Here is a 14,837-nt window from a genome sequence, read left to right as displayed (position 1 = left end):
ATTGAAAATTGACTTTAAGAGAGGTGAAATCCTTGGATTTACATTATCAAGAGTCTGGAGATAAGAACGCTTCATTAATGGTATTCCTACACGGCGGTGGAGTGAGCAGTTGGATGTGGGATAAACAAATCCAATACTTCAGCCATTATCATTGCATTGCCATAGATTTACCAGAACAAGGTCAAAGTAATAATACGGAAAAATTTTCAATTAGATATAGTGCAGAAAAGGTAATTGATGTAATAGAGAAAATAGCAAATAAAAAAGAAGTAATCGTTATTGGATTTTCATTAGGGGCACAAGTAACGATTCAAATGATGGGCATGAAACCAAATTTGATTAATTATGCAATTATTAATAGTGCATTAGTTAGACCAAGTATATTTGCAAAAAGGTTGATTAGTCCTTCAATTAAATTAACCTTTCCATTGATTAAATATAAATCATTTTCTAAACTTCAAGCAAAAACACTTTATATAGATAAAGAATATTTTGGTACTTATTATAAGGAAAGCACTCAAATGAAATCAGATACACTGATTAGAATATTAGAAGAAAATATGTCATTTGAAATACCCAAATATTTTAATACCGCGAATGGAAAGATATTAGTTACTGTCGGTGAAAGAGAAAAAGCGATAATGAAAAAATCAGCAAAAGATATAGTTTCAAATAATTCGAATTGTATAGGAATAATGATTCCTAACGTTGGTCATGGAATATCTTTGGTGAATCCTAATTATTTTAACCAAATGATAGAAAAGTGGATACAGGTAGGTGTATTGCCTCTAGAGGCAATAACAATAACTTGAAAAGTGTTTATTGTTCTTGCGGGTGCTTTAGGGGAATAAGCTTTTGAATTTAAAACGTAAGAAATAGCTCATTTCGCATATGAACTTGGCCTTTTTTTTTAGACAAAATGTACCTCGATTAAAGGTACATTTTGTTATGCAATTTTACATACAAGTTTGGGCGCAAATTCAGTTTTTTGATCGTTTAGCCTTTTTTAGTTATTTTTAATTTCTTTATTTTTTTCCAACACTTTGCCTTCATCAATCGTTATCTATGTGAAAGCGAATAAAACATGTGCGAAGGAAGCTTCCCTGAGGTGGTATAATTTTTCCATATTAATCCTCCAGAGAGGTTAAAAAAATTTCAAAAGTGAGTGGTAAGTATGGTAGTAAGTGATTTGTATGAAAGCTTAAAGGATGATCTTCACCGCTTTTCCCGGTCCATCGCGCGCCACGAACAGGAAGCGAATGACCTTGTGCAGGATGCGATGGTAAAGGTATTAGGGGAAGAACAGCTCCTTCATTTACCAGATTACAAGCAGCGGGCATGGTTCTTTCGCGTCATCAAAAATAAGCTGATTGATGAAAGGAGAAAGGAAAAACGTCTGACCGATTGGGAGGAGGATTTCGATTTTTCCATTCAAGAGGTTGCCTCGAATCATCTCGAAATAACCGAATTGTTAGCACATTTGCCGCAGGAATCGAGTGATCTAATTTTTAAAAAGTATTGGTTAGGGCTATCGAGTCAGGAAATCAGCAAGCAACTAGACATACCTGCCTCGACGGTGCGTTATAAACTGCATCTTGCCATAAAAAAATTAAGAAAGATCCTAGAGGAGGAAAAATGATGAATCAACGAATTGGAAATGTCGGTTTATTAAATTTAATGAATGCAACGGAGGAAAGTATTAAAGGAATTGAACAGATTGAAAATGTGGGGATGGTGCTCTATCGACATGGGAATGCACAGTTGTTGTCAAAGCTGAATATTGGCAATATCGGGTCAAGTGTTGAAATCCCAGAAGGCTACCACTTTTTAAATGGGATGTTGAACCTTGATGTGCCCTTTCTCCTATCAATCGTCGAACCGGTAAAACTTGTGGTTAACGGCATCGTCATTATCAGTAGGGATGTTCAAGCGAACCAACTGAACGCGGATCAGCTAAGTTTAATTGTTAATGGCAATATCTATTGTCCTGCACATCTCACTGGCCTTGTAGGTCAACTGCTAACACAAGGTTCAGGAGCGGTTGAAGCGTATCATACGGCACCGCCGCGGGTAGAAAACGGGAAATTTACGCTAACGAATTCATTCCTCCAGGCGCTTGAGGAGCCAATGTATCTAGTGGTAAATGGTTTATTGTCCTTTTCTCAAGATCTAAATATGGAAACCTTTCATGAAAAAATTGAAAAGTTAGAGGTTAATGGAAAAATATCTCTTTATGAAAATCAAGAATCCTACTTATATAAAAAGATAGCCTCTTTAACCAGTTGTCATCTAGAAATCATTCCTGAAGGGTATGAGCTAGTGGCAAAACCGCTGCGATTAAATGCCCGTTCAATCCGCCGTTTCATAAATAAGAAGCTATTTACAAAGAAGTCGATTATCCTTGATGCGGATGTTTCGAGGGAATTGCTAGCTAAGAGCATTGCTATGATTCATTCATCTTCGGTAATTATTTGTTCCGAAGAAGTGGAAGATCTTATTTATGAACGTATCAGCCTCTTGGATACAGAAATATTGTCCTATGAAAATAGCTTTGTCCTGATTGAGGGGGAAGAGGTATGGTCAAATGACCAATTCCAAGCTTTTGAACAGCCAATCAATCTGGTAGTTAATGGGCAGCTAATCCTTGACAAGGATGTGAGTGGAGAAGTGCTTCAAAGCAAAGTTGCGGCATTAGATATTTTAGGAGAAATAGTGGTCCGTGATCAGAAAGTAAAAGCTGCCCTCCAACAAGTCATAAGAGTCAACACAGGCAGCATCGCAGAAGAAGGAAAAAAGGAACAAATCTCGTTCCTTCAAAACATTGGTGAACTCTCTCTTTAAAATGGGTGCCTTAAATGGTGCCTGTCACCACGCGTGGACAAATCAGCCATTTGTCCGCCTGGGGTGGACAGTGCTTAGTGTAAATATTAGGAAGGTAAAAAAATATACGGTTTTTGATTCATTTGCTGATTTTTAGGGTATGTAAGGATAAGTCGACAAGCAGTCGATGAAAAATAGATTCTAGGAGATGTGATGCAAAATGATGGCAAAAGCTCTAGTTTTTGAAAAGAGACCATTTTCCAGCGTACACTCGATTATGACAAGCCAAGGATTTAGATTGATTGGCTTCAAGGAATCCGTCAAGTACAGAGTGACGATGCGAGATTCATCCACCGAATCTACCTACTGCTTAGAGATTCCTGTTAATCCCACCCCATTGGAGCCGAATCAGGCAATGCTTGGAAGACCATCCTTGGATGGTGGGAAAAGAATCCCGATTTCTGTTAGGGATGCAGCGGAAAGTAAGCTTTATGAGATTGCTGAATATGTTAAAAATATAATGGTGAAGAAGGATACTCTCCCTCACCAAACGGATGAAAGTGGTTCGATGGTTAGGGATGAGGCCGAAATGAAGCAGCTTGGGAAGGAAATGGAGTCGATAAAAACAAAGGAGGAATTGTCGAAATTGGGTATGACTCCTGATCCTAGCCAATAGGAAACAAGGGATATGTGTTGTAAACGAGAAGTCTAATTTTTATTATAGACCAATAGAAAGCCAATCTCTGAAGGGAAGGAGAGAGCATGAATGAATAAAAATCATAAGGCATTTCCCCTGAAGCGAAAGGACAGGCAATACCCGAAAATTATAGACTATCAACAGACGAGGTGTAAAAAGTTAGCTACCAATCTACTCCTGGCGTACAAGCATTTGGTAGATTCTACGGCGCGAAAATTATCACGTAGTCGTCCTGAGTTTTATGATGATTTGTTTCAGGTTGGACAAATGTCCCTGTTACGGTCGCTTGAGAGATATGATCAAGGTCATGGATCCTCCTTTGAAACGTATGCAAGGACTGGCATGATGGGTTCTATGATGAATTATTTGCGGGATAAAGCGTGGATTTCGCCAATGCCAAGATGGATGAAAGAAAAATCAATTCAAGTTCAGCGAGTGATTGACGATTTAATGGTGAAACAAGAAAGACCACCTAGTATTTCGGAGATTGTCCATCACTCCAACCTGCCTGAGGAAGTAACAATGGAGGTTCTTGCTGGACAAGCTAGCTTTCAAGTTACCTCGCTCGATGCACCGATGAGCGGTGAGGTACAGGTTGATTTTCAGGTGGCGGACGTAATCGGAACTGAAGCAAAGGAGTATCAAGAGGTTGAGACTCGCATGGATGTAAGCCAAGCATGGTCTTATCTGAGTGAAAAGGAAAAGCAGGTTGTCCACCTGAGTTTCTTTGAAGAGGCTTCCCAGCGGACAATTGCTATACGATTAGGGATCTCACAAATGACTGTTAATCGAACACTAAAACGAGCATTAGAAAAATTGAAACAAGGGCTTTATGAGCCCGTTCCTTCGATATAGTATAATCAAAAAACCGGTGGACCACTACCGGTTTTTTGTATTCCTATTAAGATGTTTGAAGAAGGATATAACAAAGCTAGTTTTATATAAGAAAAATCATATATGCGGTTTTTTGTAAAAGTCATAAAATGTTTGCATTCTATTTACACTAAGTGATGATAAAGGATAATTAGAGAATGATTAATTTCTGATTAGCGACAAGGAAATGTAAGCGTCTACTTTTTTGAATTTTTCTATTGACTAAAAAATAATATGGTGTTAAATTAAAAACACGTAAACGTTTACCTTAAGGGATTGAGAAAATGAATGTAACGATAAAAGATATTGCACGCATAGCGAATGTTTCGACGGCAACAGTTTCAAGAGTTCTTAATGATGCTGGGGGCTATAACCAAGAAACCAAAAAGAAAATAATGGACGTAGCCAACGAACTAGGTTATCGAAGAAATGAAAATGCACGGAGCCTTGTTCAAAACTCCAGTAATATCATTGGGGTGATCATGCCAAATGTTGCCACTATTTTCTATGGAGATATTGTAAATGGAATAGAGAATGTTGCCCATGAAAAAGGTTATAGTGTGATTATTTCACATGCAGGTGTAAATGGAGATAGGCTAGTAGAATCTGTTAAATTAATGGCAGAAAGAAAAGTTGATGGATTAGTGATTGTAACAGTTGAATTAAGTAAGGAACAAATTGACCTAGTAAATTCACTGCGGATTCCTTTTGTATTATTATCTACTGATACTCCAGAAAAAGATGTACCCTATATTAAAGTAAATGATTATGATGCTGCGTATTCAGCAACGCAATACTTAATTGATAATGGTCATAAAAGAATAGGGTTAGCAGGCGTGTATCCTAAGGATAGGGTAGCTGGTATTCCTAGAATAGAAGGCTATAAGAAGGCATTAGAAGACAATGGAATCCCCTATGATTCAAACCTAGTAAAATTCGGTGATTTTAGTTACTACTCCGGTAAAGAAGCAATGGAATCGTATCTACGTGAAAAAGTAGAGCTATCCGCTGTTTTTGGAGTTAGTGATGATGTGGCATTAGGGATCATTTCCGTAGCCTATGATCATGGGCTAATCGTGCCTGATGATTTATCAGTGATTGGTTATGATAATACGAGAGTCGCTGAAATGTCTATCCCACCATTAACTTCGATTAGCCAACCCTTCTGGGAGATGGGTGATGAAGGTTGTAGGATAGTGATAGAAGCGATTCAAAGTAAGAAAAAAATTCCTTCTAAAATTATTCCTTACCAATTAGTAGTGAGGAAATCCGTAAAAAATTTATTAATATAGTTATCAACCCGAATTTTTACCTTTTCTTTTTTCCATCTAAAAAAGTGGCGAAGTTAAAGGGGAAATTCTTTTATAGTTGGATGGAAGTACATAACGTTTATCTGTCTCTTACGTAAACGTTTACCTTCCTATAAAGCAAAGAGTAAACGTTTACCTTGTTTTTTGACTAAAACGTAAACGTTTACTAAGGAGATTGGAAAAAGAAATATGCATTTAGGAGTGGACTTTAGTGAAAATGAAATGGTGGCAAACTGCAGTGGTTTATCAAGTTTACCCGCGCAGTTTTCAAGACAGTGACGGCGATGGTATAGGTGATATAAAAGGGATAATTCGCCGATTAGATTATTTAGAAAAACTGGGGATTACTGCTATTTGGCTTAGCCCTGTGTACCAATCACCGAATGATGATAACGGCTATGATATTAGTGATTATCAAGCAATTATGACGGAATTTGGTACGATGGATGACATGGATGAACTGATTAAACAAGCGGACCAACGAAATATCAAAATTATAATGGATTTAGTTGTTAATCACACCTCAGATGAGCACAAATGGTTTATCGAATCTCGTAAAAGTAAAGACAATCCCTATCGCGACTACTATGTTTGGCGCGATCCTGTAAATGGTGAAGTACCCAATACACTGAAATCAACCTTTAGTGGCTCAGCTTGGGAGTTTGATGAAGAAAGTGGTCAATATTATTTGCATCTTTTCAGTAAAAAACAACCGGACTTAAACTGGGAAAATGAAAAGGTCAGACAAGAAGTCTGGGGATTAATGAATTTCTGGTTGGAAAAAGGTGTTGGCGGGTTTCGGATGGATGTAATCGATTTAGTTGGGAAAATTCCAGATGAAGAAATAACAGGAAATGGGCCCAAATTACATGATTACTTGCAAGAGATGAATCGGGAAACCTTTGGTAAATACGATGTGTTAACAGTTGGCGAAACCTGGGGAGCAACACCGGAAATAGCCAAACTTTATTCTGATCCAAAACGAAACGAGTTATCCATGGTCTTCCAGTTTGAGCATGTTAGTCTGGACCAACAACCTGGAAAAGAAAAATGGGATCTTAAACCGTTAGAGGTGAACGAGTTAAAACAGGCTCTTGGAAAGTGGCAAACAGCCTTAGGCAATGAGGGTTGGAATAGCTTGTTTTGGAACAACCATGATTTACCGAGAATTGTTTCCCGATGGGGAAATGATACAACCTATCGGGTGGAAAGTGCAAAGATGTTTGCCATCTTACTGCACCTGATGAAGGGAACACCTTATATCTATCAAGGGGAAGAAATCGGAATGACCAATTACCCTGTTAAGGATATAAGTGAGGTTGAAGACATTGAAAGTGTGAATATGTACCACGAGCGATTGGCAAACGGTTATGAAAAAGAAGATATTATTGCTTCTATCAATGCCAAAGGGCGTGATAACGCACGTACACCAATCCAATGGGATAATACAGAAAATGCTGGCTTTACAACTGGAACTCCTTGGTTACATGTTAATCCAAATTACCAAGAGATTAATGTGTCAGCTAACCTGGCAGATTCGAATTCAATTTTTTACTGCTATCAGAAATTGATTCAATTAAGAAAAGAAAACCCTATTGTTGTTTGGGGGGACTTTGAATTTGTCACGGATGTACCTGAACAAGTCTTTATGTATTTAAGGCATTATGAAGACCAAACTTGGGTGGTTGTTGCCAACATTGGGGAAGAGCAGGCAACAATACAACTGCCGGAGTTGGGGCAAAGTACCGAGGTGATTATCAGTAATTATGAAAGAGCATCTGCTGACTTTAATCAACTTGAATTAAAACCGTATGAAGCATTCGCTGTGAAGTTATAAAATTGATTCATTTAAATTAGATAAAACCTGAAAAATTAGGAGGATATATTAATGAAGAAATTAATATCAATCGCTGCTGTATCGATGATGTCCATAGGTATCTTGGCAGGATGTACAATGGGATCCGACACTAAAGAAGATTCAAAAACAAAAACGGCAGCAACGAAGGAAGAACTAAAACCTTTCGGGAAATATGAAGAAACGGTTACTTATACTATTGGGAAGGCAACTCCGGGAATTCCAAAATTGCCTCAGGGGGATACGTATGAGGACAATGCGTATACAAGATATTTAAAAGAAACGCTTAATATTCAGAATGAAGATAAGTTTGAAGCTCAATCAGGGGATAACTACAATCAAAAAGTCTCGATGGCAATAGCATCAGATGATATACCAGACATTATGTCGGTGGATGCTGCAACATTACGCCAATTGGTTGATAATGACATGGTTGCAGACTTGACGAGCGTATATGAATCAAGTGCTTCTGATCGTTTGAAAGAAAAGTATGATTCTTACGACGGACGTGCATTGGATGCGGCCACATTTGATGGTAAGCTAATGGCTTTACCAACTACACAAAACGCAAATAACCCAACGATGCTTTGGCTGCGTAAAGATTGGTTGGACAAGCTTGGCTTAGAGGAACCTAAGACTGTTGATGATATGGAAAAAATCTTAACAGAATTTGTTCAAAAAGATCCAGGTGGCAATGGTGAGGGAAATACGATAGGTTTAGCTATTTCTAGTGCTATTGGCGGGTTATACGGATCACTTTTCGTAGCGGATAATATCTTTGCCACTTATAATTCTTTCCCTCGTCAATGGATTGAAGAAGATGGTAAAGTTGTTTATGGCTCTATTACTGAGGAAACGAAAAAAGGATTAGGAAAATTAGCTGATTGGTACAAAAAAGGACTGATCGATCCACAACTTGCTGTACGGAAGAGTATTGAAGATACGATAATTAATGGTCAAACTGGAGCTTATTTTGGTCCTTGGTGGACACCTGACTATCCATTAAATTCTGCGAAACAGAAGAATGCGGATATTGATTGGCAGCCATATATCATCTCGGAAGATGGCAGTGGTGTAATCACGGCTTATACACAAAATCCAGCTTCTGAATTCTATGTTGTGAAGAAAGGGTTTGAACATCCAGAATTACTGCCAAAATTGGCAAGTGTCCTAAATGATAAACTAGTTTATGAGGATTATGATTATGAACCAATTTTAGATTTTAATAAAAATGGTTTTGATGGTGGTAAACCGTTGAATATTTTGATTAACTATAATGATGCAACCGCACAAATGTATAAGGATCTTAAAGCAACCGTTGATGGTGAAAAGGATCCGCAGACATTATCGATTGATGATAGAGCATCTTTCGAAAAAATCACTGGTTATTTAGCAGATCCAGCAAAGGCAGATGCTAACCAATGGAGTGGCTATATGTCTAGAATGGTAGCTGGTAAGTTGATGGCTGATACGAAGATTAATGATGTAAACCCAGTTTTCTTTGGTCAAACTAAAAGCATGAAGCTGAAATGGGCAAACTTGGTTAAATTAGAAGATGAAGCCTTCTTGAAAATTGTGACAGGTCAAAAGGACTTAAATTATTTCGACGAGTTTGTTGCTACTTGGAAGAAAACAGGTGGCAGTGATATTACTAAAGAAGTAACTGAAGCAATTAAAGAAAAATAAAAATGGAATGGGTACAAATAATTGATATTTGTACCCATATATAATTTATTTTGAAAGAAGGTAGCATGTGTAATGAAGAAAAAGAAAAAACGTGGAGGACAGCTGGAATATCATTTAATGATGGCGCCGGGCATGATTTTTTTGATCATTTTCAGCTTTGTCCCAATGTTTGGTATCATCATGGCGTTCCAAGATTATTCTCCAGCTAAGGGTATTTTAGGATCTGACTGGGTGGGTTTTGACAACTTTACTTACATGCTACAAATCCCGGATAGTATGAAGATACTAAGGAATACACTTGTGATTGCGGTTGGTAAGATTATCTTTGGAACCCTTGTACCCATTGTCTTTGCCTTATTGTTAAATGAAATTAGATTGAAGTGGGCTAAAAAGTCCATTCAAACCATTGTCTACTTGCCTAATTTCTTATCTTGGGCGGTTTTAGCAGCAGTATTTATTAACATGTTTGACTTCCATGGGCCAATAAATAATTTCTTACAGGCACTTGGACATGATCCGATTATGTTCTTAGGTAGTAATGATTGGTTTAGAAGTATCATTGTCTCAACAGACGTATGGAAAGGTTTTGGATATGGTGCAATCGTGTATTTAGCTGCACTGACAGGGATTGACCCAGGACAATATGAGGCAGCCTCGATTGATGGTGCTAATCGTTTCAATAAATTAGTGCATGTAACCTTACCTGGAATTTTGCCAACGATTATGCTGATTACGGCACTCAATTTGGGGAACATTCTGAATGCCGGTTTTGACCAAATCTTTGCACTATATAATCCAATTGTGTATGAAACTGGTGATGTTATTGATACTTATGTTTACCGCGTGGGTTTATTAGGACAACAGTATAGTTTTGCAACGGCAATTGGCTTATTAAAATCTGTGGTAGCTTGTATATTGATTTTATCAGCTAACGAATTATCTAAGAAGCTTACAAACATGCGTATTTTTTAAAGGAGAGAAATGTCAATGCGATCAAAAACGTTCGGAAGTCGGTTTGCCGATGTATGTATATGGGCCATATTATTGCTGTTGACGGCACTATGTATATTACCATTACTAAATATGGTGTCTATCTCTTTTAGCGACAGAGTTGCGGCACAAGCGAATGAGGTTGGGCTGCTGCCAGTTAATTTTAATGTAAGTGCTTATCAAGTGTTGTTAGGAGATGCACAGTTTTGGCGTTCATTTATGATTTCTGTGGAAAGAGTGGTTTTAGGAACATCGTTGAACCTGTTGTTAACAGTTTTGCTGGCCTATCCACTTTCTAAAAATAAACGAGAATTTAATGCACGAAATATTTATATGAATTTATTGATTTTTGCTATGCTCTTTTCTGGCGGGATGATTCCAGCATTCTTAGTCGTAAAGGAATTAGGTCTGATCGATACCATTTGGGCGCTTGTTTTACCAGGAGCGGTGCCAATCTTTAACGTTATCTTGTTAATGAACTTTTTCAAGAGTATTCCAGCTTCACTGGAAGAGGCCGCTATTATGGATGGTGCGACAAAATTAAAAGTATTGTTTAAGGTTTACTTGCCTATTTCACTGCCTGCCTTGGCAACCATTTCACTTTTTTCTATAGTCGGGCATTGGAATGATTACTTTAGTGGATTGCTTTATATGAATAGTGTTTCTAACTATCCGCTACAAACCTATATTCAACAATTGAATATTGATGCAACTAAGATTACCGATGTATCACAATTAAAGGCTCTAGCTTCACTTTCAAACCAAACGCTGAATGCTGCTAAGATTGTGGTCTCAACTATTCCAGTCCTATTAATTTATCCGTTTTTACAAAAGTATTTTACGACTGGGTTAGTTATTGGTTCTGTAAAAGAATAGGATCGGTCCTATCGGTAGTAAGGGGGATACAAAATGAACTGGTTTAGGTACAGTGACGATTTGATGAAGGGACTCTATAACATCCTAAAACTGACAGGTATTTGGTGGCTATTTAATGTGCTGTATGCTTTTTTAGGATTGAATCTTTTGGTAGCGCCGGATGTAGCAAGCGTACACACGATAGTCATTGTGGGTATTGTTTTATTACCGTTTGTTGCGATTCCGACAACGGTGGCTACCTTGGGGATTGCAAGAAGATATGTGAAGGGTGACGACACTTTTCCACTTTTTAAAGTGTTTTGGAAGTATTTAAAAAGAGACTATGTAAAAAGTATGCTCTTGGGCATTCTCAATGCAACCGTTTTGTTTGCTTTTTACCTAGCGTTTAGGTACTATTCAGGGCTGTCTTCGCTATTGGAAAATGTCTTTTACGTGCTAGTCGTCGTGACACCATTTTTCTTTTTATACGTTTATTGCTACCTTGTCGATCAGGAGTTACCTTTGAAGAATTACCTGACAAATACCATGTTTCTATTGGTTATCCATCCCATGAATTCAATTTTTATGATCTTAGATGCGGTGGTCGCAGCCTATATTATGTGGTTGGTATTTCCGCCCTTACTACTCTTTATTTTACCGGGATTGACTGCACTGATTGTTACCTATTTTTTCCAAAAGAGTATGAGTGTTGAAATTCAAAAAAAACATTTAGAAAAATGATTAACTAAAAAAAAATGAGCTTAATAGTTTTGTATACGTTGCGTAGTAATGATGAATCTTATTACGTTTACTCAACGTTTTTAAATAGAATAGATGCAAACGTTTACTTTAAATTTATTGATAGGATAAAAGGAGTGAGGAACATGGCTAGAATTTATCATTTAGTTATTGTTGGCTATGGAGGTATGGGGAGCTATCATGCGAAATTACTTAAGGAACATCAACAAATAAGGGTCGTTGGAACTATTGATGTTCTGGAGGAAAAACGTGAAGCTTCGTTAGCAGATGGATATAAAGTGTATGAAAGTTTAACGGCTGTTTTATCTGATCCGTCCGTTGATATCGTCCTAATTGCAACACCTAACGATGTTCATAAAGAAATAGCCATCACTGCTTTAAACGCTAAGAAGCATGTCATTTGTGAAAAACCAGTAACAATATATAGCGAAGATTTAGAAGATATCATGCGTGTGGCAGAAGAGAATGACTGTCAATTTATTGTCCATCAAAATCGAAGATGGGATAAAGACTTTTTAACGATAAAGAAAATATACGATGACCAGCTTATTGGAAATGTATTTCATATAGAATCGCGCGTACATGGAGCCAATGGAATCCCGGGAGATTGGCGTCATTTGAAAGCACAGGGTGGAGGAATGCTCCTAGACTGGGGTGTCCATTTATTGGATCAATTGCTGTTTATGATTGACAGTAGAATAACAAGTGTTCACGCAAATTTAAGTTTTGTATTAGGTGATGAAGTCGATGACGGTTTTCAAGCATTCCTCACCTTTGAAAACGGCTGTACAGCTTTAGTTGAAGTTGGGACAACCAATTTTATCCAATTGCCAAGATGGTATGTAAAAGGGACAAGGGGGACTTCAATTATCAATGATTGGAGCATTTCCGGGAAAATTGTTACCCAAAACCTGGGTGTGGAGGTAGTTGCCCCAAAACCAATTCAAGCTGGACAAGGTTTAACGAAAACGATGGCACCACCGTCCGAAACAGCTATCATCACATCTAATTTACCAGAAATTGAATCAACCATAGAAAGCTTTTACGATAACGTGGTCTCAGTGATTACGGAAAAAGCTGAACCTGTTGTTAAAAATACGGAAGTGTTACGTGTTTTACAATTGATTGAAACGATTTTTAAAGCAGCAGAAAAGAATGAAGTCATAAAAGATTTTGATCAGTACAAATAAAAGGAGCGGGTCAACATGTTAAAAGTTACTGTATGGAATGAAAATCGTCATGAGCAAAATAATCCCGTGGTCAGTGAGATCTATCCTACTGGTATCCATGGGACCATTGCGCAATTTCTTCAGGCAGAAGGCATCGAAACAACTACGGCCACTCTTGATGAGCCTGAGCATGGCCTAACAGATGAAGTGCTAGCAACAACGGATGTACTCGTTTGGTGGGGACATCTTGCACATGAAGAAGTAAACGATGAGATTGTTAAAAAGGTACAACAGCGAGTGCTAGAGGGCATGGGACTAATTGTCCTTCACTCAGGACATTTTTCGAAAATCTTTAAAACCTTAATGGGTACCAGCTGTGATTTAAAATGGCGGGAAGCGGATGAAAAAGAACGGCTGTGGGTCGTCAGTCCAGGCCATCGGATTACCGAAGGAATCTCTGAATATATTGAATTAGAAAAAGAAGAAATGTATGGAGAACATTTTGATATCCCACAACCGGATGAGCTTATTTTTACAAGTTGGTTTGAAGGTGGAGAAGTGTTCCGAAGCGGGGTAACCTACACGCGTGGAAATGGAAAAGTATTTTACTTCCGACCAGGTCATGAAACCTATCCGACCTATCATAATGAACAAATTCAGCGTGTGATTATCAATGCGGTAAAATGGGCACAGCCTGTCAAGCGAGAGCGTCCGGTCTATGGGAATGCAAAACCTCTAGAAGAAATCAAAGGAGGACAACAATAATGGAAAAATTAAGAGTGGGTGTGATTGGATGTGGCAGTATTGCCCAGCATCGTCATATACCTGAATATAAAGCGAATAAAAATGTAGAGCTAGTTGCTGTTTGTGATATTAATGAAGACCGAGTGAATGAAGTTGCAGCGAAGTACCAAATCGCTGCTTATACAAACTATGAAGAGCTATTGAGTAGTGGAGTGGTAGACGCAGTAAGCGTTTGTACACCTAACTATCTTCATGCCCCGATTTCGATTGCTGCCTTAAATTCAGGGCTTCATGTTCTTTGTGAAAAGCCGATGGCTACTTCAAAACAGGAAGCGGAAGAGATGATTGCAGCGGCTAAGGACAGTGGGAAAAAATTAATGATTGGTCATAATCAGCGCTTTGTACCGTCACACCAAAGAGCACGTCAATTGATTGCTAGCGGGGAAATTGGAAAAATTTATAGTTTCCGAACTGCTTTTGGGCATGGTGGTCCAGAGGGCTGGAGTGTAGAAGGTAAAGAAAGCTGGTTTTTTAAAAAAGAAAAAGCATTCGTTGGTGCAATGGGCGATTTAGGTGTCCATAAGACTGATTTACTAAGGTATTTACTAGGTGAGGAAATTTCCGAAGTGGGTTCCTTTGTGGAAACAAGTGCTAAGGATTTTGCCACTGTTGATGATAATGCGGTATGTGTATTAAAAACAGAAAGCGGTATTATCGGAACACTTGCAGCAAGCTGGGCTTATGTCAGTAAGGAAGATAACTCAACGATCATTTATGGTGAAAAAGCCATTCTTCGTTTAGAGGATGATCCAACGAATTCGCTTGTTGTTCAATATGCTAACGGCGAAGTGGTGAATTACCAGCTTGGGAAAATCCAGTCAAATGAAGAGGGCGGACAAGGTAACACACAAGTGATCAATCATTTTGTGGATGCTGTTATTCATAATGAGGAGCCAGCTGTTCCTGGTGTGGAAGGGATGAAATCACTAGCGGTGATTTTGGCAGCCCTTCAATCTAATGAAACAAAACAAATTGTTAAAGTGAGTGAATGATAGATTGTGATGGGGGTAGCGGATTGC

14 protein-coding genes are annotated in these 14,837 nt (G+C 38.1%); all 14 read left to right on the top strand.

The window, feature by feature from the left end:
* Positions 1–32 precede the first annotated feature (32 nt).
* The 14 genes from NSS81_RS08655 (at position 33) to NSS81_RS08590 (ending at position 14,810) form a co-directional block, all read left to right on the top strand.
* Positions 33–812: an alpha/beta hydrolase gene (locus NSS81_RS08655; RefSeq protein WP_342433095.1), complete on the top strand. Its 780-nt coding sequence runs from the start codon at positions 33–35 to the stop codon at positions 810–812.
* Between the two features lie 362 nt (positions 813–1,174).
* Positions 1,175–1,639 carry an RNA polymerase sigma factor gene (locus tag NSS81_RS08650; RefSeq protein WP_342433978.1) on the top strand — a complete coding sequence of 155 codons (465 nt, stop codon included), beginning with the start codon at positions 1,175–1,177 and terminating at the stop codon, positions 1,637–1,639.
* Positions 1,636–2,841 (top strand): hypothetical protein, encoded by a 1,206-nt coding sequence (locus NSS81_RS08645; RefSeq protein ID WP_342433094.1) that lies wholly within the window; start codon positions 1,636–1,638, stop codon positions 2,839–2,841. Before NSS81_RS08650 ends, NSS81_RS08645 begins: the two co-directional genes overlap by 4 nt.
* Before the next feature lie 199 nt (positions 2,842–3,040).
* Positions 3,041–3,496 carry a hypothetical protein gene (locus NSS81_RS08640; protein ID WP_342433093.1) on the top strand — a complete coding sequence of 152 codons (456 nt, stop codon included), beginning with the start codon at positions 3,041–3,043 and terminating at the stop codon, positions 3,494–3,496.
* Positions 3,497–3,586: 90 nt separating this feature from the next.
* A complete protein-coding gene (locus NSS81_RS08635) occupies positions 3,587–4,372 on the top strand; it encodes a sigma-70 family RNA polymerase sigma factor (RefSeq protein WP_342433092.1) in 786 nt (261 codons plus the stop codon).
* 302 nt (positions 4,373–4,674) lie between these two features.
* The gene (locus NSS81_RS08630; protein WP_342433091.1) at positions 4,675–5,682 is read left to right on the top strand and encodes a substrate-binding domain-containing protein; all 1,008 of its coding nucleotides are present in this window, start codon (positions 4,675–4,677) and stop codon (positions 5,680–5,682) included.
* A gap of 235 nt (positions 5,683–5,917) precedes the next feature.
* Positions 5,918–7,537, top strand: a complete 1,620-nt coding sequence (locus tag NSS81_RS08625; protein ID WP_342433977.1) for an alpha-glucosidase — start codon at positions 5,918–5,920, stop codon at positions 7,535–7,537.
* A 51-nt stretch (positions 7,538–7,588) separates the two neighbouring features.
* Positions 7,589–9,241, top strand: a complete 1,653-nt coding sequence (locus NSS81_RS08620) for an ABC transporter substrate-binding protein (RefSeq protein ID WP_342433090.1) — start codon at positions 7,589–7,591, stop codon at positions 9,239–9,241.
* A 72-nt stretch (positions 9,242–9,313) separates the two neighbouring features.
* Positions 9,314–10,213: an ABC transporter permease subunit gene (locus NSS81_RS08615; protein ID WP_342433089.1), complete on the top strand. Its 900-nt coding sequence runs from the start codon at positions 9,314–9,316 to the stop codon at positions 10,211–10,213.
* A 9-nt stretch (positions 10,214–10,222) separates the two neighbouring features.
* Positions 10,223–11,107, top strand: a complete 885-nt coding sequence (locus NSS81_RS08610) for a carbohydrate ABC transporter permease (protein WP_342433088.1) — start codon at positions 10,223–10,225, stop codon at positions 11,105–11,107.
* 33 nt (positions 11,108–11,140) lie between these two features.
* Positions 11,141–11,827, top strand: a complete 687-nt coding sequence (locus NSS81_RS08605; RefSeq protein WP_342433087.1) for a DUF624 domain-containing protein — start codon at positions 11,141–11,143, stop codon at positions 11,825–11,827.
* Positions 11,828–11,970: 143 nt separating this feature from the next.
* Positions 11,971–13,035, top strand: coding sequence for a Gfo/Idh/MocA family oxidoreductase (locus NSS81_RS08600; RefSeq protein WP_342433086.1), 1,065 nt, complete (start codon positions 11,971–11,973; stop codon positions 13,033–13,035).
* A gap of 15 nt (positions 13,036–13,050) precedes the next feature.
* A complete protein-coding gene (locus tag NSS81_RS08595; RefSeq protein WP_342433085.1) occupies positions 13,051–13,779 on the top strand; it encodes a ThuA domain-containing protein in 729 nt (242 codons plus the stop codon).
* Positions 13,779–14,810, top strand: coding sequence for a Gfo/Idh/MocA family oxidoreductase (locus NSS81_RS08590; RefSeq protein WP_342433084.1), 1,032 nt, complete (start codon positions 13,779–13,781; stop codon positions 14,808–14,810). The genes NSS81_RS08595 and NSS81_RS08590 overlap by 1 nt, the downstream gene beginning before the upstream one ends.
* Positions 14,811–14,837: the final 27 nt, after the last annotated feature.

This window comes from Neobacillus sp. FSL H8-0543, from assembly GCF_038592905.1.
In the GTDB taxonomy this organism is placed as follows: Bacteria; Bacillota; Bacilli; order Bacillales; family Cytobacillaceae; genus Neobacillus.
Note: the sequence above shows the minus strand (reverse complement) of the source record. Positions and strands in the feature narration are given on the sequence as shown.

Coding starts and splice junctions, on each gene's coding strand:
- NSS81_RS08650 (WP_342433978.1), top strand. CDS start 1,175: ATGGTAGTAAGTGATTTGTATGAAAGCTTAAAGGATGATCTTCACCGC.
- NSS81_RS08645 (WP_342433094.1), top strand. CDS start 1,636: ATGATGAATCAACGAATTGGAAATGTCGGTTTATTAAATTTAATGAAT.
- NSS81_RS08640 (WP_342433093.1), top strand. CDS start 3,041: ATGATGGCAAAAGCTCTAGTTTTTGAAAAGAGACCATTTTCCAGCGTA.
- NSS81_RS08635 (WP_342433092.1), top strand. CDS start 3,587: ATGAATAAAAATCATAAGGCATTTCCCCTGAAGCGAAAGGACAGGCAA.
- NSS81_RS08630 (WP_342433091.1), top strand. CDS start 4,675: ATGAATGTAACGATAAAAGATATTGCACGCATAGCGAATGTTTCGACG.
- NSS81_RS08625 (WP_342433977.1), top strand. CDS start 5,918: ATGAAATGGTGGCAAACTGCAGTGGTTTATCAAGTTTACCCGCGCAGT.
- NSS81_RS08620 (WP_342433090.1), top strand. CDS start 7,589: ATGAAGAAATTAATATCAATCGCTGCTGTATCGATGATGTCCATAGGT.
- NSS81_RS08615 (WP_342433089.1), top strand. CDS start 9,314: ATGAAGAAAAAGAAAAAACGTGGAGGACAGCTGGAATATCATTTAATG.
- NSS81_RS08610 (WP_342433088.1), top strand. CDS start 10,223: ATGTCAATGCGATCAAAAACGTTCGGAAGTCGGTTTGCCGATGTATGT.
- NSS81_RS08605 (WP_342433087.1), top strand. CDS start 11,141: ATGAACTGGTTTAGGTACAGTGACGATTTGATGAAGGGACTCTATAAC.
- NSS81_RS08600 (WP_342433086.1), top strand. CDS start 11,971: ATGGCTAGAATTTATCATTTAGTTATTGTTGGCTATGGAGGTATGGGG.
- NSS81_RS08595 (WP_342433085.1), top strand. CDS start 13,051: ATGTTAAAAGTTACTGTATGGAATGAAAATCGTCATGAGCAAAATAAT.
- NSS81_RS08590 (WP_342433084.1), top strand. CDS start 13,779: ATGGAAAAATTAAGAGTGGGTGTGATTGGATGTGGCAGTATTGCCCAG.